Source organism: Paenibacillus sp. FSL H3-0302, from assembly GCF_037982245.1.
Classification (GTDB): Bacteria; Bacillota; Bacilli; order Paenibacillales; family Paenibacillaceae; genus Paenibacillus_AQ; species Paenibacillus_AQ odorifer.
Genome location: NZ_CP150284.1, coordinates 3,831,225 through 3,855,046 on the forward strand (window position 1 = coordinate 3,831,225; position 23,822 = coordinate 3,855,046).

The 23,822-nt window shown below is 43.6% G+C and carries 20 protein-coding genes; 4 read left to right on the top strand and 16 right to left on the bottom strand.

Features of this window, described 5'->3' with window-relative positions; translation table 11 throughout:
• Positions 1-354: 354 nt before the first annotated feature.
• From MHH50_RS16970 to MHH50_RS16985, 4 genes are all read right to left on the bottom strand, one after another.
• Positions 355-1,347, bottom strand: coding sequence for a helix-turn-helix transcriptional regulator (locus tag MHH50_RS16970; protein ID WP_340033165.1), 993 nt, complete (start codon positions 1,345-1,347; stop codon positions 355-357).
• Between the two features lie 524 nt (positions 1,348-1,871).
• Positions 1,872-2,327 carry a DinB family protein gene (locus tag MHH50_RS16975; RefSeq protein WP_076281723.1) on the bottom strand — a complete coding sequence of 152 codons (456 nt, stop codon included), beginning with the start codon at positions 2,325-2,327 and terminating at the stop codon, positions 1,872-1,874.
• Between the two features lie 159 nt (positions 2,328-2,486).
• Entirely contained in the window at positions 2,487-2,975 is a 489-nt protein-coding gene (locus tag MHH50_RS16980; RefSeq protein ID WP_076130031.1) for a YfbM family protein, read from the bottom strand.
• A gap of 510 nt (positions 2,976-3,485) precedes the next feature.
• Positions 3,486-5,741, bottom strand: a complete 2,256-nt coding sequence (locus tag MHH50_RS16985) for a DNA topoisomerase 3 (protein ID WP_340033166.1) — start codon at positions 5,739-5,741, stop codon at positions 3,486-3,488.
• A 164-nt stretch (positions 5,742-5,905) separates the two neighbouring features.
• On the opposite strand from MHH50_RS16985, the gene MHH50_RS16990 reads away from it, so the two are divergent.
• Positions 5,906-6,769 carry a pentapeptide repeat-containing protein gene (locus MHH50_RS16990; protein ID WP_340033167.1) on the top strand — a complete coding sequence of 288 codons (864 nt, stop codon included), beginning with the start codon at positions 5,906-5,908 and terminating at the stop codon, positions 6,767-6,769.
• A 15-nt stretch (positions 6,770-6,784) separates the two neighbouring features.
• Here MHH50_RS16990 and MHH50_RS16995 read toward each other — a convergent pair whose 3' ends face one another.
• The 9 genes from MHH50_RS16995 to pdhA all read right to left on the bottom strand — a co-directional run bounded on the left by MHH50_RS16995 (position 6,785) and on the right by pdhA (position 18,662).
• Positions 6,785-8,497, bottom strand: a complete 1,713-nt coding sequence (locus MHH50_RS16995) for a proline--tRNA ligase (RefSeq protein ID WP_340033168.1) — start codon at positions 8,495-8,497, stop codon at positions 6,785-6,787.
• Positions 8,498-8,897: 400 nt separating this feature from the next.
• Positions 8,898-10,385 (bottom strand): glutamate synthase subunit beta, encoded by a 1,488-nt coding sequence (locus MHH50_RS17000; protein WP_076130028.1) that lies wholly within the window; start codon positions 10,383-10,385, stop codon positions 8,898-8,900.
• A 235-nt stretch (positions 10,386-10,620) separates the two neighbouring features.
• Complete coding sequence (locus MHH50_RS17005) at positions 10,621-11,112, bottom strand: dihydrofolate reductase (RefSeq protein WP_076130027.1); 492 nt, start codon at positions 11,110-11,112, stop codon at positions 10,621-10,623.
• A gap of 81 nt (positions 11,113-11,193) precedes the next feature.
• Complete coding sequence (locus MHH50_RS17010) at positions 11,194-12,174, bottom strand: thymidylate synthase (protein WP_340033169.1); 981 nt, start codon at positions 12,172-12,174, stop codon at positions 11,194-11,196.
• A gap of 141 nt (positions 12,175-12,315) precedes the next feature.
• Positions 12,316-13,290: a S66 peptidase family protein gene (locus MHH50_RS17015; RefSeq protein WP_076279317.1), complete on the bottom strand. Its 975-nt coding sequence runs from the start codon at positions 13,288-13,290 to the stop codon at positions 12,316-12,318.
• Between the two features lie 152 nt (positions 13,291-13,442).
• Positions 13,443-14,855, bottom strand: a complete 1,413-nt coding sequence (gene lpdA / locus MHH50_RS17020) for a dihydrolipoyl dehydrogenase (RefSeq protein WP_036687684.1) — start codon at positions 14,853-14,855, stop codon at positions 13,443-13,445.
• A gap of 2 nt (positions 14,856-14,857) precedes the next feature.
• On the bottom strand, positions 14,858-16,495 hold the full coding sequence (locus MHH50_RS17025) for a 2-oxo acid dehydrogenase subunit E2 (protein WP_340033170.1): 1,638 nt from the start codon (positions 16,493-16,495) through the stop codon (positions 14,858-14,860).
• Positions 16,496-16,601: 106 nt separating this feature from the next.
• A complete protein-coding gene (locus tag MHH50_RS17030; protein ID WP_038571553.1) occupies positions 16,602-17,579 on the bottom strand; it encodes an alpha-ketoacid dehydrogenase subunit beta in 978 nt (325 codons plus the stop codon).
• A 15-nt stretch (positions 17,580-17,594) separates the two neighbouring features.
• The gene (gene pdhA / locus MHH50_RS17035; protein WP_038571556.1) at positions 17,595-18,662 is read right to left on the bottom strand and encodes a pyruvate dehydrogenase (acetyl-transferring) E1 component subunit alpha; all 1,068 of its coding nucleotides are present in this window, start codon (positions 18,660-18,662) and stop codon (positions 17,595-17,597) included.
• Between the two features lie 265 nt (positions 18,663-18,927).
• Between pdhA and MHH50_RS17040 the strand changes: the two genes are divergently transcribed.
• Complete coding sequence (locus MHH50_RS17040; protein WP_076184429.1) at positions 18,928-19,659, top strand: alpha/beta hydrolase-fold protein; 732 nt, start codon at positions 18,928-18,930, stop codon at positions 19,657-19,659.
• Between the two features lie 137 nt (positions 19,660-19,796).
• On the opposite strand, the gene MHH50_RS17045 is transcribed toward MHH50_RS17040, so the two are convergent.
• Entirely contained in the window at positions 19,797-20,261 is a 465-nt protein-coding gene (locus tag MHH50_RS17045; RefSeq protein ID WP_340034623.1) for a low molecular weight protein-tyrosine-phosphatase, read from the bottom strand.
• A gap of 165 nt (positions 20,262-20,426) precedes the next feature.
• On the opposite strand from MHH50_RS17045, the gene MHH50_RS17050 reads away from it, so the two are divergent.
• Together MHH50_RS17050 and MHH50_RS17055 are read left to right on the top strand one after the other, a co-directional pair.
• Entirely contained in the window at positions 20,427-21,068 is a 642-nt protein-coding gene (locus tag MHH50_RS17050; RefSeq protein WP_036687693.1) for a thiamine diphosphokinase, read from the top strand.
• Between the two features lie 294 nt (positions 21,069-21,362).
• A complete protein-coding gene (locus MHH50_RS17055; protein ID WP_076128433.1) occupies positions 21,363-21,863 on the top strand; it encodes a C40 family peptidase in 501 nt (166 codons plus the stop codon).
• A 45-nt stretch (positions 21,864-21,908) separates the two neighbouring features.
• Here MHH50_RS17055 and MHH50_RS17060 read toward each other — a convergent pair whose 3' ends face one another.
• A complete protein-coding gene (locus MHH50_RS17060; protein WP_076128431.1) occupies positions 21,909-22,628 on the bottom strand; it encodes a response regulator transcription factor in 720 nt (239 codons plus the stop codon).
• A 116-nt stretch (positions 22,629-22,744) separates the two neighbouring features.
• A complete protein-coding gene (locus MHH50_RS17065) occupies positions 22,745-23,785 on the bottom strand; it encodes a ThiF family adenylyltransferase (protein ID WP_340033171.1) in 1,041 nt (346 codons plus the stop codon).
• Between the last annotated feature and the right edge of the window lie 37 nt (positions 23,786-23,822).

The following is a 23,822-nucleotide window of genomic DNA, read 5'->3' on the forward strand; positions in this document are numbered from 1 at the left end:
GCTCCGCGTTACCACCCTGATTGACGTTTATAATAAACGCCCTCTTTGCCATCGTCCAACAACGATGCTTCTTTGTAACGGTAGAATCCCGGTCCCATCTACTATAATTCGGGGGACTGCTCTGAGGTGATTTTTGGATTCGGATATCCGCTGCCTCGCACCAACCGGCAGTTCTCTGAACGGCTTTTCCAGATCTATCTGTCAATAATTCAAACAACAATAAGGACCTTTAAACTTATATTGCTTCTAAAGCAGATAATCTAACTAATCATGCGACGATATGAATGCGGAGACTACACTCCGGTCTGCTTATTTTCTTCATCAGCACATAGCACCAACCTTTTACTTACCTGCTTAATCTGTTTCGATTAGCTTAGAGGTCAACTTCACTACTGGCCTGATATACTTCAAAAACCGCTCCGGATCGTGATAAACGTAAATGATTCTCCCAGGGGAAGTATCAAAGCAGTAACCAGTGTCTGCAAAATTAAAAGTTGCCATTGCCCTTTCCATCTTTTCCTCTACACTACGATTTTCCTGCTCATAATTGAATGGTTCATGTTCAAAAACAATATACTCGGCTTCGAGAACATCAATCATAAGCATTTGTGGAGGTACTTCACCTTTATAATCAAAAGGAAGACGTACACCAAAACACTCTGTACGTGGAATACCCCAATCGCAGAGTCTGCCATCCGGGTCATTAATGTAAGCCATAATCTGACCGCTGCCACCGTTAGATTCACTCCCGCCATCGTCATCCAATTTGCCCTTGATACTATCGAGTAAGCCGCAAATTGTTTCGCAGTCCTGTCCCGTAATAAGACTTTGCTTTTGCCAAAAATCCCAATACCCATTACTCTCATAGTTTTTAATGTGCAAAAATTTGTGAGTGGGAATGGTTACAAAATAAATGTTAAGATCATCTGTAGATTTCATCATACCAATCTCTCCAAATCCGAAAAAGTAGCGGTCGAAAGAGTTTATTTTTGTACGAAGGGCGACAGGCATAGGCTTTTTCCGGTATTCACTTGGAGTTACACCATATGTTCCCTTGAAAGCCCTGGTAAAAGCTTCATGTGATGAAAAACCATAATCAAAAGCAATATCCAAAATGCTCTTTTCACTATCCCGAACCTCTTTTAGTGCAAAGGCTAATTTTCTATGCCGTAGATAATCCCTAAATTGCATTCCCGATATTTCCTTAAATTTTCTCGTAGCATGAAATTCGGAATAACCTAACTTGTGAGAAAGAAATCGTAGCGTTATTGCTTCACTGTTACGATTCTTAATACACTCGTCAATTTCATTAACGATTATTTGGATTTGCTTGTGCCACTCGTACAATTGGTCTGTTCACCTCGTTTCAACCACTCTATAGTCATTGTAGAGTAATGGAATTTGCATTGCTTGATTCTACTTGCGGAAAAGAGATGACAATTCAAACGTTTTGGTCCTACTATTTCGGAATCTCATCATGAAACGGTACCACTATTTCGTTTGTATCGTTAAGGAATACATATTGAATCTCAGATTTCCTCTTTGCATTTAGTGGTCGGTGTATAACCCTATCGTTCTGTCAAAGTTATTTCCGCAAGCAGCTTAAGCGTGTCATGCATTCGCAGGATGGACAAGAAGCATGGAGTATCGGGAGGCATTAAACAAAAGGGCTCGGACCCGTTGAGACATGGGAGTGAAAATCACATGCCCTTACAGTTGTTCCAAGCCACCGCCTCTTCAATTTCCTTCTTATCTCACATTTAGCTAAAGGTAAAATCCTACGAATTCATGAGCCTGCATGAGTAAACTAAATCATTTCGGAGGAGTTCAATGCCCATCTCATTCCGGGTAATGGTGATGATTAGACCCTGTTAGAGTCTGGCGAACGTGATGTAATCAACTTGGACAGGTTCTGCCAATTCCATCCGAAGTGCCCGGTTGATCTGTCCCCGGTGATATTGCCCATGTAAAATGACCTGCGACAAGATATCCCGGACGGACGTTTGGAACGGGACTCCGTTCTGGTTCGCATAATCGACCCTCACGTCCAAATCAGATTCCTCGAGCCCTTCGATATACACACGATATTTCTCGGCGTTTTCTTCGAACTCCGTTCGGATCGCCGTCAGGTCCTCTGCTTCCTCCCACAACGAATATTGCGCACTACCCTTGCCCTGCAATCGGGACAGCCAGACTCGTTCCGCAACCGCGACATGCCGAACCAGCTTCAGAAGGTCCTTGTTCTTCATCTCACTCTCCTCGAGCGCTTCTAAGATTTGTGCGTCCGCCCAGTACAGGTGGTCCATCATACACTTGATCGTCTTCATTTTCGTTTCCCCCTCTTCGTCTCATTGGATTAATTGAACCTACCGTTTCCCGTAATTGGTCATTTATTTCACAAATCATCATAATCTTCATCAGTCAAAGGTTCTATTTTTTATCTCGCTCAATGGAATCAGGAGACGTGTGTCGTCTTTTGGTTAGAATCAGAAAATATAAAAGATGAGACCTTTGCCCTCGGCTACAGTTTGGCTGTAGAAGCGCCGGATTTCGTTAAAATGCTGTAGCAGGTAGGCAAAGAACGCATCCTTATCCTCGTCTGAAACAATATCAGGTTCAAGAGGATATACTTCTTCCTTAACCATGGCCGGGAAATCATACCGCAAGCGGAGCTGCGCTTCATCCAGCTCAGAAATAACCTGATGCGCTTCTGCAACTTGCTTGGCACGTAAGGAAAACGCCCCGAATGAGCCAAAATCGATGCCTTTGTCTGATGTCAGCGGAACAACATAACTAAGAGGGGCATCTCCATCGGAAATAACTCCACAAAGCAAGTAGTGAATCGCCTCCCAGGATCTATCAATGTCCAGTCCGGGATAATCGTCTATTTTCAAGCTATTCAATGCAATGTCGCCTGTAACAATTTGTTGCACTAGGTTGTCATCCATAGCAAAGTAATATCCACGCATTCCCATGTTGTCATCCTTCCTTCCATTCTAGTAGTGACTATACTGCCCTATCAAAATGTAACCTCTGGATTTATCCCGCAAGATAGAAAAAGAGTGAAGATCAGCCCCCTACGTAATCATAATATCTTGTGCGCACAAGTTACTACATCCCGTTTAAGATAGGTATGTCCTACACTCTTTAACTAATGAATTTTATGTGTAAAATATATAGTCTCTCACAGCTGTCACCGAAACCATATCCCATATACGGCGAGTCCGACTAATAGTCTTGACTACGGACCCAGCTGATGCTATTGGCGAATTTATTGCCGTTGAAGCAAGTTTGCGGACTCCAGTGCTGCTATTCTCCCGCAAGCGGTGCATATATAGCCCTTTTCATGCCAATAACGACTATGCGGTCCGATAGCAGTCCAAAAAGGACGTATTCCCGCGTTTTGGGTCATCTGTGTCCGCTAGCGGCTTCGTACATGCAAATGTGATGTAATCACCCGTGTTCCATATAAACTTCCAGTCAGACTATGACTCCACTGTTAATTGACCCGTATCCATATTATTAAGCACAAGTTTGCCTTCCAGCGGGGTGCCGTCTTCGCTCGCAAGCTTCAGCTTACCCGTACGGCCCTTTTCAATTAATGCCTTTACTTGTGTATCTGTAAGGGTACGCCCGTGGTTCTCTTTCCAGATCACGAACTTGCAGCCTTCTTTGTAATGAGAGCAGCCGTAGCCTTTTTTACCCATAAAAATCATCCCGCCACAGCCAGGACGCGGGCAGTTTCCGATAATTTTCGGACCTGAATTTGCTGATTCTTCTTCGTTAGCTGGTTTACGTTTTCTTGGCGCGGCAGGTTTATCGCTACTTTTACGAGATGTACCTCCACCACTCCGACCTTTAGCCCCTGTATTCACAGAAGGAGTTTCCCCTTCAAAAGAAGTTTTGGACGCCCGAGACTGCACACGAACCTTGTCCACGATCATACAGGCAAATCTTTTTACATTCTCCATAAATTGTCCGTCCGACGCCGTTCCTCTTGATATTTCGTTCAAGCGACGTTCCCACTGGCCGGTCATTTCAGGTGAAGTCAACAGCTCGATGCCCGCTCCACGTATCAGTTCAATAGCCGTTCGTCCTTTTTGCGTGATGGCGATTTTTTTGCCTTGCATTTCAATGTATCCGACATTCTTAAGCCGTTCAATGGTTGCTGCTCGTGTGGCTGGAGTACCCAGCCCTGAATCCTTCATAGCATCCCGAAGCTCTTCGTCTTCAATCTGCTTTCCGGCACTTTCCATCGCTCTAAGCAGCGTGCCTTCCGTATAATGCTTTGGCGGCTGTGTATCTTTCTCTTTAACGATAGCGTCACTACAGATCACCTCATCTGCCGGAGCGATTGCGAACGGTTCATTCACTTCAATCTCTTCGTCTTCCTCATCATCCTTGTTTTTTCCCTTGGACGACTTCGCTTTATCTTTTTTCTGGTCCGCGTAAATAACCTTCCAACCGAGGTTTAATAATTCCTTAACAGTAGTTTTGAACTTTTCGTCCTCTACATCAGTCATAACCGTATGCACTTTATATTCCGCAGCCGGATAGAACTGTGACAAAAAGCGCCGCACAATCAAATCATACAGCTTTCCCTCATCCGCACTAAGCCCTGTTGCTTTCCGATATGTAGGCAAAATCGCATGGTGATCCTCTACCTTGGAGGGATTGCAGATAAATTTGTTTCCTTTATGAACGTGATTACGATTCGCGCCCTTCACCCATTCATCATAAGCCGTCCCTTGGAGCGCAGATAAAGTCTTATGCATCTCCGGAATATTTTGTTCTGTAACATAGTTAGAATTCGTCCGCGGATAGGATATCACCTTATGCTTTTCATATAAGGCTTGTGCGATATCGAGTGTTTTTTTAGCGGAAAAAGCGTACTTCCCATTCGCCTCCCGCTGCAACAGCGTTAAATCATACAGTTTATTCGGGTACTCTTTCGTTTCCTTAACCTCATAAGATTCAATACGTCCCGGTTTTCCTTTGACCTTGGCAGCCAGCGCCTCCGCCTTCTCACCATCAGTCAGCCGGTCACCCTGCCACATGCCTTTATAGGTCATTTCATTTTGTGTAAAATGGCCCTCCACCTCAAAAAACTTAAGGGATGAGAACGCCTCAATCGTCTTCTGGCGATCATAAATAAGTGCAAGTACTGGGGTCTGAACTCTCCCCACCGACAGCAGCACATTATGTTTCGTAGTAAATGCACGTGATCCGTTCATACCGATTAACCAATCGGCTTCACTGCGCGCTTTTGCTGCTTTGGTTAGATTCTCGTACTCCGCCCCATCCTTTAGCTCTTGAAAGCCTTTGCGGATTGTCTCTGGGGTCAAATCGGAAATCCACAGCCGCTTCACAGGATGTTCAAGCTTCAAATGCCGCTGAATGAGCGAAAATATATGCTGGCCTTCTCGCCCGGCATCACAAGAATTTACTAGCAGATCGCTTCGTTTAGCTAGCTCTCCGATTACCTTCAGCTGATCAATGGTCCGCGCATTAGGAACTAGCTTGAATGGGTCCGGAATAATGGGAAGATCATTAATATTCCATTTTTTGTATTTCACATCATATGCATCCGGCTCAGCCAATCCGATTAGATGCCCTATTGCCCATGTAATAATGTACTGCTCCCCTTCAAGATAGGAACGGTAATTTTTAGCCTTTGGTTCTATTGCGGCGGCGATATTCCGCCCCATGTCCGGTTTCTCCGCAATAATAAGTGTCTTCAAAAACATTCGCTCCTTACCTTCTCGTTCTTAAGTCCAAAATAGGTCCAGTACTCTATTATAACATTAACCTCGGTTTTTTTTAATCGACCGGACTTTTCATAATCTTTCGTTTGATTTAAAATAAGTTGGTATAAGCGTATTCATATATCGGAGGGAAACAAACCTTGTATGAGAATCACAGATTTACTGAACCTTTTTCTGATCGAAACCTCTCTGCCCTGAAGGCGGATTGTGAGCAGTGCTTTGGCTTGTGTTGTGCCGCATTGCCTTTTGCTGCTTCCATAGATTTCGCTAGAGACAAAGACGCTGGACAGCCATGTCACAATCTACAGTCGGACTTTCGCTGTGGTGTACATACAGAGCTAAGAGAATTAGGCTACCGTGGTTGCACGGTCTATGACTGTTTTGGAGCTGGGCAAAAGATTTCTCAAGTCACTTATGCTGGAGAAGACTGGAGGAAAAATCCGAAAACTGCGAAGCAAATGTTCGAGGTATTTCCGATCATGTGGCATTTGCACGAGCTGCTCTGGTATTTACATGAATCTTTAAACTTAGAAATAACCCGTACAATCCATACGGAGCTGCAAACAGCTCTCGATGAAACGGAACAGCTCACTTTACTTAATCCTGAAGCACTTGCAAAAGTGGATGTTGCCGCTCATCGAGCAAAAATCAATATGTTACTGTTGCAGGTCAGTGAGCTTGTACGAACTGAGGCTCGCCGTAAACTAAAGAAATCAGCGAAGAATTTCAGTCGAGGTGCCGACCTTATGGGAGCTAAGCTCACAGGAGCCGATCTCAGAGGCGCCAATTTGAGAGGAGCCTATTTAATAGCCGCAGACCTTAGGGACGCTAATCTCAGAGGTGCAGACCTTATTGGGGCAGACTTTCGCGATACTGACCTCAGAGGTGCTAATTTAGCAGAAGCTCTCTTTCTCACTCAGGCACAGATCAATGCGGCAAAAGGCAATACTCTCACAAAATTACCAGCAACACTCTCCTGCCCTGATCATTGGCATTCCCATTAAATGAAAAAAGATCATTTATATCAGCTGTGAATAGAATTGTTTGATCCGAGACACAGCTTCCATAATTTCTAAGACTTCTTTCCCCGCTGTGTTTCGGTTCAGATACTCTACTCTTCCCTGTGATGCTTCCTTGCCCACAACTATTGATAGAGGTATCCCGATCAAGCTTGAATCTTTAAATTTCACACCAGCGCGTTCATCCCTATCATCAATCAGCGTCTCAATGCCAAGCTTGGTTAGTTGATCATAGAGACCTTCGGCAACCGTCCGCTGCTCACTATCCTTGACGGACATTATCAAGATATGAACCTGATAAGGTGCCAATGCTGCTGGCCACATTAATCCATCCTCATCATGATGCTGTTCAGCAATAGCGGATAAAAGCCGTGAGATACCAATTCCGTAACAGCCCATAATCATAGGTTGACTTTTGCCTGAAGAATCTAAGTAAGAAGCGCCTAGCTTTTCACTGTATTTAGTACCTAATTTGAAGACATGACCCACTTCAATCCCTTGATGAAAATGCAAAATACCCTCCAAACAATGCGGACAAACTTCACCTTCTGCTACATTCCGAAAATCCCCCACATGCTCAAGCGAAAAATCTCTGCCGGGTACGACATTACGGAAGTGATAATCTTTTTCTCCCGCCCCTGTAATCCCTTGAGTCATATCAGCTACTGCCGCATCTGCTAGGACAGTAAGCGTTAAGCCTACAGGTCCTACAAATCCACTTTCAACGCCCGCTAAGGATTTCACAGACTCGTAGTCAGCAAGCTTAATCTCATTCGTTCCTAAATATTTACTTACCTTTATTTCATTGACTTCATGATCACCCCGGACCAGTACAGCAAAAATCTGTCCATCACCTTCATAGATTAATGTTTTGATAATCTGGTCTGGCCGGATATCTAGCTCCTGCTCTAGTTGCTCAATTGTGCGCAAATCAGGAGTGAGGAATTTCTCTATCTCCGGTACTTGTATGACAACTTCATTTTTTACAGGCCGCACGGACTCTGCCTGTTCCAGATTGGCCGCATAATCACAAACGGTGCATGCTGCAATCGTATCCTCCCCAATATCAGCCAGCGCCATAAATTCATGACTGCCGCCCTCGCCTCCAATCGCACCGGAATCCGCATGGACAGCACGGAATTTCAATCCACATCGCTCCAATACCCGGTGATAAGCCTCGAACATTTGGATATATGATTTATCTAGACCTTCCAGGTTTGTGTCAAAAGAGTAAGCATCCTTCATCAAAAACTCTCTGCCTCTCAGCAGTCCAAAACGTGGTCGGCGTTCATCTCGGAACTTGGTCTGAATCTGATATACGGTAATAGGAAGCTTACGATAGGAGCTGATCTCATTCCGGACGAGTGTGGTTACTACTTCCTCATGTGTAGGACCTAGTATGAATTCCCGCTCATGACGATCCCGCAGCGTCATCAGCTCCTTACCGTATACCTCATATCGGCCTGATTCTTTCCAGAGCTCCGCAGGCTGCATAGATGGCATCAATACCTCCTGAGCCCCAGAGACATCCATCTCATGCCGCACAATCGCTTCTATTTTCCGTAAAACACGTCTGCCAAGCGGTAAATAAGTGTACACTCCCGCTGCTAATTGGCGGATATATCCCGCACGCAGCAGCAGCTGATGACTGCTTGTCTCCGCCTCTGAAGGTGCCTCACGCAGAGTTGTTAATAAAAGATTACTTTGACGCATATTTGTACCCTCCCTAAAAAATGAACGCTCTAAACGCAAAAAGACACATTCGTCAGGGACGAATGTGTCGTGATACCACCCTTATTTAACCGCCAGCCCGTACATAGTCTACACTTGATTTGGCGATCCTCGATCGAATAACGGCCGATTCCGGCAGCGGTTATACGCTGCAGCTACCCAGGCAGGATACCATCCACACGTATTTGAGGAACCTTTCAGCCGGTGAGTTCCCTCTCTGTTCTAACGCTACTAGGATCGTAAGTCCTTGGTCAATGCTTTTGTCATTTAAATATTGTATTAAATCTATATGAAAATAATATTTCCGTCAAGCGTCGGCTCCAAAAAGAAGCCGCTTCTCCAGCAGGTAAACTGCTTTTGAAACGGCTTCTTGAATTAATGCCTAGACAAGAACGCTTGAGCCCATCAGGTATTTATCCACTTCACGTGCAGCTTCGCGACCTTCGTTGATGGCCCAGACCACCAAGCTTTGACCACGACGCATATCGCCCGCAGCAAACACTTTATCTACGTTCGTATTGAATTTGCCGTAACGTGCTTTCACATTGGTACGACGATCAGTCTCCAGGTTAAGCTCCTCAACAATATCTTGCTCCGGTCCATCGAAACCAATAGCGATGAGAGCGAGTTGAGCAGGATATACAGCTTCCGTTCCAGGAACGGGCTGGTAGATTTTACGACCTGTCTCATCCACGATCCGGCGGATCTGCACCGTATGAAGCTCCTTCAAGTTCCCCTCTTCATCCCCAACAAATTTAGTGGTCATGATAGAGAATTCACGCGGATCATCGCCAAAAATAGCTTTCGCTTCTTCTTGCGCATAATCCAAGCTGTACACATTCGGAAATTGTGGCCAAGGATTAGCAATCGGATCCCGTTGCAGAGGCGCTTTTTCATGTGTACCAAATTGAGTGATACTGCCGCAGCCATGACGAAGCGCTGTGGCAACACAGTCAGATCCTGTATCCCCGCCACCCAAGACGATTACATCTTTACCTTCAGCGGATACATAGTTACCATCCTCCAGATTGGAATTCAAGTAACTCTTGATCGTGCCATTTAAATAATCCATGGCATACATAACGCCCTTAAGCTCACTGCCTTCAATGTTGAAACGGCGTGCTTTAGTAGCTCCACCACACAGAACGACCGCATCATACTCATCAACAAGCTGCTGAGCCGGAATGTCTTTACCAATCTCAGTGTTCACTACGAAGTTAATCCCTTCAGCAGCCAGCAAATCTACACGACGTTGTACAACTTTTTTATCAAGCTTCATAGTAGGTATTCCATATGTCAGCAGTCCGCCAATGCGGTCACTGCGCTCAAATACAGTTACAGAATGTCCAGCCTTGTTAAGCTGTGCTGCTGCGGCAAGTCCAGCAGGTCCAGAGCCTACGATTGCAATTTTTTTGCCAGTCCGTTTCTCCGGAGGATTAGGTACAACCCAGCCCTCTTCAAAACCCTTATCAACGATCGCAAGTTCAATTGTTTTGATGGTTACCGGCTGTCCGATCAGGCCCACTGTGCAAGAGCCTTCACAGGGAGCGGGACAAATACTGCCTGTGAATTCAGGAAAGTTGTTTGTCTTATGCAGACGTTCCAGTGCTTCTTTCCAGAGTCCACGATACACCAAGTTATTCCATTCCGGAATTAAATTGTGTACTGGACAACCTGAGGTCCCGCCAGCCATATCAATACCTGTATGGCAATAGGGGGTTCCGCAATCCATACAACGTGCGCCCTGTGTCCGAAGCTCGTCCTCGGATAAATGATGGTGGAATTCTTCCCAGTCCTTTACCCGCTGCTCAGGATCCCGATCACCTGGGAGCTGCCGTTTATACTCCATAAAACCTGTAGGTGTAGACATGTTTACGTTTCCCCCATCCGTTCTCTTCGTGTTGAAGTATAGTACATTGTAGCATATTGCGGCTTCGTATGGTTGTCAGCAACGCAATGAAGTACCTGCACATTCTATTCTATACCTATACATAATCATTTCTAATTTTAATTATAGTAACATTCATCACTTTTGCACAGTAATGGATAAATCTACTGATTATTTGTACTATTTCACATGTTATGTCAGAGAAAACGTTTTATTGCTATTCCGTACGTTCATAAACAAGGAAACGGTAATCATACGGATTCTTCTCATCACGAATTCCCTTGATATTGGAGACCTCTTTCCACATCCTCCAGTCAATCTCAGGAAACCGGGTATCTCCTTCAAAATCCTGTTCGATCTGCGTCAACATCAACTTGTCAGCATACGGCAACATCAACCGATAAATTTCCGCACCACCGATTACCATCAGCTCATCTTCTTTTCTACCCTCACTGAGAGCCTCTTCAAGCGTGTGTAGAACCTCTGCACCTTCAGCTGAATAATCAGTATCCCTAGTTAGAATTAGGCTCGTTCTGCCCTTCAAGGGCTTGCCTCCGAGCGAATCCCATGTTTTGCGGCCCATTAGCATTCTTTTGCCCAATGTTTCTGCTTTGAAATAAGCAAAATCCAGCGGCAAATGCCAAGGCATATCGTTATCTTTTCCTATGACATGATTGGCACCCATTGCCCATATCAAGCTAATACTCATGAAGTTCTCTCCTTCCTCCATACTAAAGTAAAAAACTATATTGCCAAAAATTATATATGCGAATCTTCATTTACAATTACGTTATACTGCGATCGGCGCTTTTATCGAAGGATGCGGATTGTACCCCTCAATGACCAGATCTTCCAGTTCAATATCAAAAATTGATTTCTTCTGTGAATTAATAACCAGTGTAGGCAATGCTCTTAATTCTCTTGATAATTGCTCTTTCACTTGCTCAACATGGTTTGAATAGATATGCGCATCACTAATGCTGTATACAAACTCGCCTACTTCTAGCCCACATTCGTATGCGATTAAATGTGTAAGTAAGGAGTAAGATGGAATATTGAAGTTTGCCCCGAGAAAAGAGTCCGCACTGCGTTGCAGCAAGTGACAGCTTAGTTTACCATTTGCAACGTAGAACTGGAACATAACGTGGCAGGGCGGTAACGCTGCTTTGCTTCCTTTCGTCCCAGCATTTATAACATCTTCCGGGTTCCATGCGCTGACAATTAAACGCCGAGAATCAGGATTTGTTTTGATCTGATGAATAACGTCTTGTAATTGGTCAATTGATTCGCCAGTTGAAGATGTCCAATTCCGCCATTGCTTACCGTAAACGTTTCCTAGCTCGCCATATTTCGCAGCAAACTCATCATCTTCTAAGACACGATCACAGAATGATTTCATCTCTGCTTGATATAATTGATTAAAATCTTCATCAACTAAACAACGATTCCCGAAGTCTGTCATATCCGGGCCTGCATATTCGTCCGATTCAACCCATCTTTTAAAAGCCCATTCATCCCAAATATGATTATTATTTTTCAATAAATAACGAATGTTGGTATCGCCTTTAATAAACCACAATAACTCACTTGCAATTAAGCGAAACGGTGTACGTTTTGTTGTAAACAGCGGGAAGCCTTTTGATAAATCAAATCGCATCTGATAACCAAATACACTAATTGTACCAGTTCCTGTACGATCTTCTTTTTTCACACCATGATCCAAAATATATTGTAAAAAATTCAAATAGGTTTGTTCTAACTCATTCGTCAAAGTATTGCACCTCCGTAATATTTCACCTCATATATTATATCTGAAAAATCCGATTTTTGTAGAAGGTAAGATAATTTTTAAATATATTTAATAATCGGGTTACCTATTCAATTATAAAGGATTGATTCAGCAATTGTATCTCTACTCCGCTATCCTAAGCTCCACTCTTGCCCCATAAGCCCGAAGGCTTGCTTGTCCACCCACAGGAAAGGTAATCATCGGCGATGTATGTCCAAAGTCCACGTCTGCAATCACAGGAATATCGGATAATTCTTCTTTTGAGCGGATAATTGTGGTCAGTAGCTTCTTTGACATACGCGATTCTTTTTGGAACCTGCCGATCACCAACCCTTTGACCTCTTCAAACTCAGGCTGATGAATTAGGGATTGCAGATCTCGATCAAAGGTTGCAGGTGCTGACTCATAATCATCCTCAATGAATAAGATAGAATTTTTTAAACTTGGCATATACTCTGTTCCCTGCAAAAGATTTAAAGTGCATAAATTGCCACCAATAATCGTTCCTTTCGCTTCCCCATCATTGATAATGAACGGACCTTCATTTTTAATAAATATCCGGTTTTCCTGATCCAGATACCACTCATCATCACTCCAATGCCTGGAAGGCTGCACTAGAATTTCTTTATTGTCCATCATCAGCTTGCGGAAATATTCGATGGTATATTCATTATCGTGGAGCATCGCAAATGTGGAAAAATGCGGTCCGGAGTATGTAACTAATCCTGTTTGAGCATAAATCGCATTACTTAGTGCAGTAATATCCGAATAACCACATAAACGCTTTGGATTCTCTGCAATGATTGAATAATCGATATAACGCAGGAGCTGGTTACTATTGAAGCCCCCAATGGTCGTTAATATTCCTTTCACTTTGGGGTCTAAAAAGGCTTCGTGCAAATCCTCAATTCTCGAATCAATAGAAGAGGAAACAAAATCATCCGTCTCAAAAGAATTTGTTGAAATGGATATCCGAAAACCTAACCGTTCAAGCTGCTCTTTAGCGATTTTTCTTTGCTGAGCATCGATTAATGACAAACTTCTGGAAGGAGAGATAATACGCAGCTCATCTCCAGGCTTTAATTTATCAGCTCTCATCATTGAACCTCCCTATATTTATAAAATACAGATTAAGTAATTGCTCTTCCTCCCAGTATATCTCTTTTCAAAAAAGTGGAAAACACAAAAAAAGGCGGAACGCATTTGCGTCCGCCTTTCTGTTGCCTGCTAGAGCAATTTTTGGAGAAAAATTATTTCATTACATGAATTGGGTGACCTTCAACCAATTCAGCAGCTTCCATGACGATTTCGCCAAGGGTTGGATGCGCATGAATAGTCAAAGCGATATCTTCAAGCGTTGCGCCCATTTCGATTGCCAAACCAAGTTCAGCGATCAAGTTAGAAGCTTCGATACCAACGATTTGAGCTCCCAGTACCAAATTGTTCTCGGAGTTAGCAACAATTTTGATGAAGCCTTCTGGGCTGTTCAAAGATACTGCGCGACCATTTCCTGCGAATGGGAATTTGCCGCTTTTCACTTTGTAGCCTTTGTCTTTTGCTTCTTTTTCAGTCAAACCAACGCTTGAACACTCAGGATCTGTAAATACAACAGCTGGGATGACTTTGTAGTCAACAACAGATGTAAGTCCTGCAATTGCTTCAGCAGCGATTTTACCTTCGTAAGAAGCCTTGTGAGCCAAAGCAAGACCTGGAACAACGTCGCCGATAGCGAAGATGGTAGGAATGCTTGTGCGTCCTTGGTGATCAACTTTGATCAATCCGCGCTCGTCGAGCTCAAGACCGATCAGATCCAGACCAAGTTCACCGTCAGTGTTAGGACGACGACCTACAGTAACAAGCAAGTAATCTGCTGTAACTTCTTTGGACTCGCCACCAACAGAGTATTTCACGGTTACTTCTTTGTCGTTCTGAACAGCACTTTCAGCTTTAGCGTTAGTTACGATTTCGATGCCAGTTTTAGCCATGTTTTTCGCAACAAGACGAGTCATATCTTTATCGAAGCCTGGAAGTACAGTATCCAAACCTTCGATGATTGTTACTTTAGTGCCAAATTTAGAGTACATTTGACCAAGCTCGGCACCGATGTATCCACCACCGATTACGATCATGCTCTTCGGAATTTCTGGAAGTTCCAGAGCTTCAGTCGAAGACAGAATACGTCCGCCGAATGGGAAAGGTTTAAGTTCAATTGGACGGGAACCTGTAGCAATGATGCAGTGTTTGAAGCGGTAACGTGGAGATTCATGATCATTGAACACACGTGCTTCTGTGTCGCTAATAAACATGCACTCGCCGTTAAATACTTCAATTTTGTTGCCCTTCATCAAGCTAGTCACACCGCTAGTCATTTTTTTAACTACGCTGTTCTTGAATTCTTGAGTTTTGGCAAAATCCACTTTAACATTCTCAGCTGTAACGCCGAAAACTTCACCATGCTGTGCGGATTCAAATTGATGCGCAGCAGCGATCAAGGCTTTAGAAGGAATACATCCACGGTTCAAACATACACCGCCGAGTTCCGATTTATCCACGATGAGGACTTTTTGGCCGAGCTGGGCGGCACGAATTGCCGCCACATACCCACCAGGACCTGCACCAATGACCAATGTATCAATATCTAGTGAAGCGTCTCCTACTACCATAATTATACCTCCATAACCAGCAGCTCAGGATTATTGAGCAGCGATTTAATGTAGTTCATAAAGTTTTGAGCAGTCGCACCATCGATAATACGGTGGTCAAAGCTGAGTGACAACGCCATCACTGGAGCAACTACGATTTCACCATTTTTCACAACTGCTTTTTCACTGATACGGCCAGTTCCGAGGATAGCCACTTCAGGGAAGTTGATGATTGGAGTAAAGAACATACCGCCAGCAGAACCGATGTTACTGATGGAGATCGTGCTGCCCTTCATTTCGTTAGCAGACAATTTACCGTCACGGCCACGAACGGCCAAGTCAGTGATGCTGCTAGCAATCATCCAAATGCTCTTACGGTCAGCGTCTTTGATAACTGGAACGATCAAACCGTTTGGTGTATCAGTAGCGATACCGATATTGTAGTATTTCTTGTAGACAATTTCGCCTGCTTCTTCATCAATCATAGCATTGAGTGCTGGGAATTGACGGGAAGCTGCAACAAGTGCCTTAACGATGAATGGAAGGTAAGTAACCTTAACGCCTTTTTTCTCAGCAATAGGTTTCATACGTGTACGGAATGCTACCAGTTCAGTAACATCTACTTCATCCATGATGGTTACGTGTGGAGCCGTGTAAGCCGATTTAACCATTGCGTTGGAGATCGCCTTACGAATACCCTTGAATGGTACACGTTCTTCTTCAAGACTAACGTTACCGCTAGCTGCTGCAGGTGCTGCTTTAGCTTCGGTTTTAGCAGCCTTAGGAGCTTCAGACGACGCTGCTGCTGCAGGAGCTGCTGGTGTAGAACCACCTTTCAAGAAGGCTTCTACGTCTTCACGAGTGATTTTACCACCTTTACCAGTTCCGTTCACTTTGGAAATATCCACTTTTTGCTCACGAGCAAATTTGCGAACGCTTGGTGTAGCCAATACATCGCGGTCAGGAGCTGGAGTTACACTTGCAGATCCGCCTTCTTTAGCATCAGCAGGGCTTGTTGCTGCAGGGGAAGAAGTAGTGTTTGCACTTCCTTTTGCTGCGTCGGCTTCAGCAGATGCATGACCTTCTTGTTCAGGAATGTCGCCTTCAGCAGCGATAATAGCAACAACTTCGCCTACACGGCAAACTTGGCCATCTTTAGTCAGAACTTCCAATACAGTACCATTCACTGGACATGGAACCTCAACTACAGCCTTATCATTTTGAACTTCCATGATGATGTCATCATCCGTTACCTTGTCACCGGCTTTGATATGCATTTTGATGATTTCACCTTCATGCAGACCTTCACCCAGCTCAGGGAAGCGATATTCAAAATTCGATACTTTGTTAGATGCTGGAGCAGCTGGCGCTTGAGCAGCAGGAGCTTCAGTAGCAGCACCCTCTTGATCAGGCACGTCACCTTCTGCTTCGATAATAGCCACTACTTCACCGACACGGCATACTTGACCGTCTTTAGTCAGAACTTCCAATACAGTACCGTTTACTGGGCAAGGCACCTCAACTACCGCCTTGTCATTTTGAACTTCCATTACGATATCATCATCCGTTACCTTGTCACCGGCTTTGATATGCATTTTGATGATTTCACCTTCATGCAGACCTTCACCTAGTTCAGGAAATCGGTATTCAAACTTTGCCACTTTGAAAACCTCCTCGTGAAATTGGGACTAACCTTATGATTTAAACTTTATAAGATGAAACAACGTTGTCATCCATATGGATGACAACTGTTTCTCGTAAAAATATTTAGAATTCCAAAACTTTCTTCACGCCTGCAATAATACGTGCAGGGTTTGGAAGCCATGTATCTTCTATTTGTGCGAATGGATACACAGTATCAGGACCTGCGATACGAAGCACAGGTGCTTCCAAGTGCAGTAGTGCTTTTTCATTGATTTGTGCGATAACTTCAGCAGCTACACCCGCACTCTTTTGTGCTTCTTGCACCACGATAGCACGGTTAGTCTTCTTCACAGACGCTACAATAGTATCGATGTCGATTGGACTTACAGTACGAAGGTCGATAATTTCAACATTAACGCCTTCTTTTTCGAGTTGCTCGGCTGCTTTGGTAGCTGTATGTACCATCAGCCCGTAAGTAATGATCGAAACGTCAGAACCTTCACGTACTACGTTCGCTTTACCAAGTTCAACTGTATATTCACCTTCTGGCACTTCAGCACGGAATGCATGATAAAGGTTCAAGTGCTCCATGAAGAAGACAGGGTCATTGTCGCGAATAGACGCGATTAGAAGTCCCTTCGCATCATATGGGTTTGAAGGAATTACAACTTTAATCCCTGGGCTTTGTGCGATCAAACCTTCGAGTGAGTCAGTGTGAAGCTCAGCAGCCTTAACTCCGCCACCAAAAGGAGTACGGAATACTACTGGAGCGTTATATTTACCGCCAGAACGCCAGCGCAAACGTGCTGCTTGAACAACGATTTGATCCAGTGCTTCAAAGATAAAACCTACGAATTGAATTTCAGCAATCGGACGGAAGCCTTGTACACCAAGACCAAATGCCAGACCGCCGATCGCGGACTCAGCTAGTGGTGTATCAAAAATACGATCTTCGCCAAATTCCTTTTGCAGACCTTCAGTTACACGGAAAACGCCACCTACATTACCAACATCCTCTCCGAAGATAAGAACGTTAGGGTCACGATTCAGTTCAACGCGCATCGCGTCGCGAATCGCTTCTTTCATATTCATTTGTGCCATTGCCTGATATCCCCCTTATTCAAAATCGGCTTTTTGCTCTTCCAGATGTTTAGGTGTTACTTCGAACATGCTGTCGATCAAGCCAGGTATTGTCATTTTTTCGGTTTGTTCAGCTTTTTTGATCTGCTCGTTAACAGTAGCTTTCGCTTCATCCTTCACGCGCAGTGTATCTTCTTCAGTCCAAAGACCTTTCTTCTCCAAATACTTGGCAAGACGGGCGATTGGATCCTTTTCACTCCATTGTCCTTCTTCTTCTTTCGAACGATATTTACTTGCATCGTCAGAAAGGGAGTGTGGACGGAAACGGTAAGTTACAGCTTCGATCAATGTAGCACCTTCGCCGTTACGTGCACGTTCTGCAGCATCACGTACAGCACTGATTACTGCAAAGATGTCCATACCGTCAACCTTAATCCCTGGAATACCAGCTGCAACCGCTTTGTGAGCGATCGATTTGGAAGCCGTTTGTTTAGCGAACGGAGTCGTAATCGCATAACCGTTGTTTTGAACAAAGAAGATTACAGGCAGTTTAAAACGACCAGCAAAGTTCAAGCCTTCGTAGAAGTCACCTTCTGAAGAACCGCCATCACCAGTGTAAGTAATTGCAACATTCTTTTGTTTTTTCAATTTGAAGCCCATAGCAATACCAGTAGCGTGCAGGATTTGCGCACCGATGATAATTTGTGGCATCAATACATTAACCCCGTCAGGAATAGCTCCACCATGTTGGTGACCGCGGGAATATAAGAAAGCTTGGTACAATGGAAGTCCGTGCCATACTAGCTGCGGAATATCACGGTAGCCTGGGCATAAGAAGTCTTCTTTCTCCAAAGCGAACTCACTACCAATCATGGTAGCTTCTTGACCGGATACCGGTGCGTAGAAACCAAGGCGACCTTGACGGCCAAGGTTTACTGCACGATCATCCCAAGTACGGGTAAATACCATACGATACATAATTTCTTTCAGTTGATCGTCGGTTAAATCGGGCATCTTATCCTTATTGATAATTTCTCCATCCGGGGAAAGTACCGATAGAGCCTCGACGTCCTCTGTATACACTTCATAAGGAACTTTACTCATTATCTTCACCTCAATAAAAAAATTTGAATATCAGCTGCCTCTGTTATAATATTATTATACACCTGTTTAGTTACTTTCGTCAAAGAAATACTTATAAAATTTATATTCCTTCAAATTTTGTATGTATAACAGGTGAGGAAATTTTATATAACAGTTTAACACTTTTCCAACAAGTAAATGATTAATAACACAGTTACACATTTAATAATTTTAGCGTAACCCTGTGTGTATTGCAAAATTCGACAAGAAAGGTGACGTGACAACGATGAGCGATTCTGTTTTTCTGAAACGCACAATTGTAAAAGAAACGCTTTGGAGTGAACATCTGCAGGAGGAACGTAAATTACGTATCTATCTGCCCCCAGGCTACAATGAAGTTCTGAGTTACCCCGTGGTGTACTGCCAAGACGGAGAAGAATTTTTCAACTTTGGACGCATTGCTACACTTGCTGGACAACTTATTATAGAAGAAGATGTCGAGCCCTTCATTATCGTTGGTGTAGAAGTTAACGTCGCTGTTCGGACTCAAGAATACGCTCCGTTCGGCAGCCGATTCAAGCAGTACCTATCTTGCTTTTCCGAAGAGATTATTCCCTTCATTGAAAAAAATTATCCCGTACGCCGTACACCCGACGAACGAATCTTAGCCGGTGATTCCCTTGGAGGCAGCGTCTCCCTCCATCTCGCTCTTGCTTATCCAGCTATCTTCACACGTATCATCAGCCTATCCGGTGCATTCTATCCCGAATCGCAAGCCATGCTGGCTAAAGAAGAAGATCTCTCCTGGCTCAACATTAATATGGTCGTTGGACTGCAGGAAACAGATTACCAGACTGATACAGGGACCTATGATTTTGTTCAGATGAACAGAGAAACAAAAGCATTGCTTGAAGCACGTGGAGCTACCGTATCCTACCGGGAGAAAGACGGTCGTCATCTCTGGGGCTTTTGGCAAAAGGAACTCCCTGAATCTCTACTCTATTTTTTAAACACATAATGCCTTATTGATAGAAGCAAAAAATGAACATCTAAAGAACGTATGTAGATTTCAGCCGTGTTTACGCTTACAGTTTAATCCAGCAAATTTCCTTAATTTACTTTAATACTAATCAGAGAGGCTGGAACCCAACCGGGTTACAGCTTTTCTCTTATCACCATTTCTAGCAACACGTCACAGCCTGCATTGATCAAATCATATACCTGTTCAAAATTACCTGTAAAATAAGGGTCTGGTACTTCTCTCAATTCTTCCTCAGGCAATAAATCCATGAAGAACAAAAGCTTAGCCTCTTCTCCACCAAGAACCTTTCGAACATTCTCTCCATTAGACTTGTCCATGCAGACGATATAATCAAACTTCTGAAAATCCTCGCTTCTGACCAAACGCGCTGCCATATTTGCATAGCTAATCTTGTTTTGATCAAGTATACGTCTAGTCCCTTCATGCGGTTCCTTACCTATATGCCAATCTCCAGTTCCTGCAGAGTCAACCAGAATCTTATGTGAAAGCTCTCGTTCATCAATCTTATGGCGCAGAACGGCCTCCGCCATTGGTGAGCGACAAATATTACCCAGACAGACAAATAGCACGTTTACGATTTCATTCACCTCCCAATTGTTAAAACATTAGTAAATATGAATTTATGCACATAAAAAATCGCACACTATCATTTTAGCGTTGTCTTGGTCAATTGTGCAACTTTTCGATCTGCATTATACTGGGACAGGATAACCAACTAGAGTTTTAGAGGAGGAATGGATGTTATGCCATCCAAACGAGTTGTTATTTTTGCCGGTGGAGAACTATCTCCGGATTATTTCGCTCTATTAGATGAAGAAGATTTTATTATCGGTGCGGACCGGGGTGCATTATTCCTCATCTCACATGGATATATACCCGATATTGCGGTAGGTGATTTTGATTCTGTATCGCCTGAGGCTTTTCAGGATATTCAATCCAAAAGTAAAAAAACAATCACTTGTGACGCCGTGAACAAGGATTTAACCGACAGTGAGATGGCACTCGATATTGCAATGAATCAGCAACCTGATTCTATTTTACTATTAGGAGTTACAGGCACTCGAATTGATCACTCCTTAGCCAGCATTCAAATGATGACAAGGGCTCTGCAACGGCAAATCAATTGCTACGTGATGGATTCTAATAACTATGTGACACTTACCGGATCCCAAACAGTCATTGAAGATTTGGGCTACACCTATGTATCTTTGCTTCCATTAACTCCTGAAGTAACAGGGATTACATTAGAAGGATTTCAATATCCTTTGAATGATGCTACTTTAAAGCTAGGGCAATCTCTAGGTGTAAGCAACAAACTGATTTCCTCCACTGGAACAGTTAGAATACGTAGTGGATTATTGCTGATTATCCAGAGCAAAGACTAAATACATAGTGATATAGAAACATCCTTGTAACTTTTGTTTCAAAATTAAAAAGCCGTTAAATCCTTTATATATCAAGGGGTTTGCGGCTTATTTTATTGCTCAAAATATCAAGTTATTAATTTTTTGTAACTTTTAATGAATTTTTAATAAAACGTTTACAACCCAGGCCCAGCCTCACTTTATTGCTGCTCTACCAAATTTTATGACATAGATAACCTGCTATACTACGAATCAGGCAAGCAAGACAAGCCAAGCAAGACAGATTGATATACTAACTTTGGAGGTACTTACAACATGAATAAACAACAATGGATAAAAAAAGCGATTGTTATAGGAATGGTTACTACAATGGGCTTAGGAACAATGATGGCAACTGGTGTAGGTGCAACTAAAGTTGAAGCCGCTACGGTGTCCAAAGGACAAAGCGTTGTCAATTTCGGAAAAAACTTTATGGGAACTCCATACAAATTCGGAGCCTCTACTTCTACTACTAAGGTTTTTGACTGCTCTTCCTTTATGAAACATATCTTTAATAAATATAATGTATCATTACCCCGCACAGCTGCGGCTCAATCAAAAGTAGGAACTGCTGTATCCAAAGCTAACCTTCGTGTCGGCGATCTTGTATTCTTCTCCAGCGGCAGCAGAGCAACTGGTAAAAATGTAACTCACGTAGCTGTTTACGCTGGAAACGGTAAAATTCTGCACACTTACGGTAAACCAGGTGTTACGGTTTCTGATCTTAATTCTGGTACATGGAAAAAGACTTATCTAAAGGCTCGCCGCGTACTGTAAACAACAGCTCTATAGTAGAGTCTTTTCTATAAAAGAGAATTAGTCTCAGGATGTGGTGCTGCCTTCGGGCACCCTCATTACATATCCTGTTCCGCGAACAGTATGAATCAACTTGTTCCGGTACCCTTTATCAATTTTTAAGCGGATATGCCTGATGTATACATCTACAACATTGGTATCTGCATGGAATTGATATCCCCATACTTGTTTGAGTATTTCCTCGCGGGAACATATAATCCCTCGATTCGCAGCGAGATAATATAGAAGATCGAATTCTTTATGCGTCATCTTAAGCTCGATCCCTTCACGGGTGACCAGCCTGCGGCTGGGATCGAGCATTAAACCATCTACCTTTAACAGATGTTTTAAATTTCGACGCCGACCCGTGAGGGTTAATAAATTTAGAATTCTACATTTAAATTCACCGGTATGTAGTGGTTTTGTCATGAAATCATTCCCTCCGGCTAAAAAGGCCGCAACTGCTCCGTTACCAGATAATTCTTCGGAAATCACCATGACCGGAAGAATCATTCCCTCATCTCTTACTGCGGAAATGATTTTCCATCCTTCCCATGTTCCCACCTCGCCTAAATCAGCAAGCAGCAATACCGGTTCTACTTCAGAAATGGATAAGCGAAGATCTTCGGGATCTTCGCTTTTTGTTATTTGCAGACCGATATCATTAAACACTTTCGCAATAGCGTCTAGTTCTTCCTCTCCTCTTCCGTTTCCCGCAGACATGTACCATATCATTTGCTCACTCACGAAGATCCCCCGTATCCATCAGACATGCATCAGCATCCCATTAATAGATATAGAATCCCCGGAAAACAAAGAGACCATTCCTATGAAATGGCCTGAGGATTTGTTTATTATGCTTTTTATCCAAAATATCGATGATAAAAGGTACGGGCAGCGGCAATATCCTTCGTTCCATGGATCAATGCCCGGCCATCTGCGAAGATCACCATCCGGTAAGGACCTTCCTTAAAGGAAATCAGATAAGGATTGCTCTCTACCTCACCGTCTCCTAAACGAGACAGACGACTGGCTGTTTCCTGCAAGTTAAGTTTCTGCGGCCGGGCAGGGCGGATCTGTACGGTATCCCTGCCACAAAGCACATCACTTCGTTCCGTATTTAAGGCTGTTAGATAAGGGTAGATCGGATGAGTCCCACAAGAAGGACAATTCTCCTTTTTAGCACTTTTCACGCCAATTTCTTGATGTTCATTACGCCATACATCGAAAGTCAGCAGTTTATTCCTTAATTGGTCCTTACGGTTACCGAGAAGCTTTAACGCCTCAGCTGTAGCATTTGCAGTAACCAATTGCACGGCCTGTGGGAGAATACCCGCTGTATCACAGGTATCTCCCCCTAGTGGGACTGTACCTAAAAGACAATGCAGACATGGCGTTTCTCCAGGCAAAATCGTATATGTAATTCCATAGCTTCCTACACATGCTCCATAAATCCAAGGGATATTATTCTTTTGGGCAATATCATTAATGATGAGACGTGTATCGAAATTATCAGTCCCATCCATAATCAGGTCCACCCCTGAGATGAGTCCTTCCAGCTCTTCCTTCCGCACATCCATAACATGCGCTTCTATGACAACCTCAGAATTAATCTGCTGCAGCCTGTTCTGGGCTGCAATGGCTTTTGGAGCTCTCTCCTGCGCATCCATCTCGGTATACAGCTGTTGGCGCTGCAGGTTACTCCACTCTACATAATCGCGGTCAACGATAAGAACATGCCCAACCCCACAGCGGACTAATGTCTCTGCAATCCCTGTACCTAACGCACCCGCACCAACTACAAGCACTTTTGATTTTGCAATACCCTGCTGTCCTTCAGTTCCAAACGGCGCGAAACGTATCTGTCGTGAGTATCGATCTTCTCGCCCAGCGTTATGAAACATACATTATCTCCTCCCCATATCCAAAAAGCGGAGAACA